The 510-nt window shown below is 71.4% G+C and carries 1 protein-coding gene; it reads right to left on the minus strand.

Annotated elements, in window-relative coordinates; translation table 11 throughout:
• Positions 1-137: 137 nt before the first annotated feature.
• The coding region (locus tag AAE045_RS24490) for an SPOR domain-containing protein (RefSeq protein WP_455549881.1) at positions 138-510 on the minus strand (373 nt) is incomplete at its 5' end.

Consider the following 510-nt stretch of genomic DNA (forward strand, 5'->3'; position numbering starts at 1 on the left):
TTGTGGCCGTGTGCGGTGCTCTTGGAGGCGTCTCGTTGAAAGGTAGCCCCGTAGAGCCGACCGTTGGTCGGCTGCCCTGGGCGGTAAAAAAAACGCCAGGCAATACCCGGCGTTCCTGTAATTGTCGCGGCGCGCGGCTACTGCGCCTTGATCGCCATCGCCTGAAGCCCCGTCCCATCCAGCTTCTGCTTCGCCTCGGCCAGCTCCCCGGCGCTGCCATACGGCCCCATGCGCACGCGGTATACCGTCTTGCCGTTGATCTGCGCCGATTCCACCCGCGCGGCCAGGCCGATCATGGCCAGCTTGGCCTTGGTCGCTTCGGCGTCGCCAGACGCGCCGAACGCACCGGCCTGCAGGATGTAGCGCACGTTGCTGGCTGCCGGCTCAGCCGCCCCGGCAGCAGGCGTCGCCGCCGCCGGCGTCGGTGCAGCCGGAGCCGCCGCCGCGGTCTGCGCCGGCGGCGTCGCCGGAGCCGTGGTCGCCGCCGGGCGCTCCGCCACCGGAGCCGGC

The sequence above is a fragment of the Dryocola clanedunensis genome (genome assembly GCF_038405435.1).
GTDB lineage: Bacteria > Pseudomonadota > Gammaproteobacteria > Enterobacterales > Enterobacteriaceae > Dryocola > Dryocola clanedunensis_A.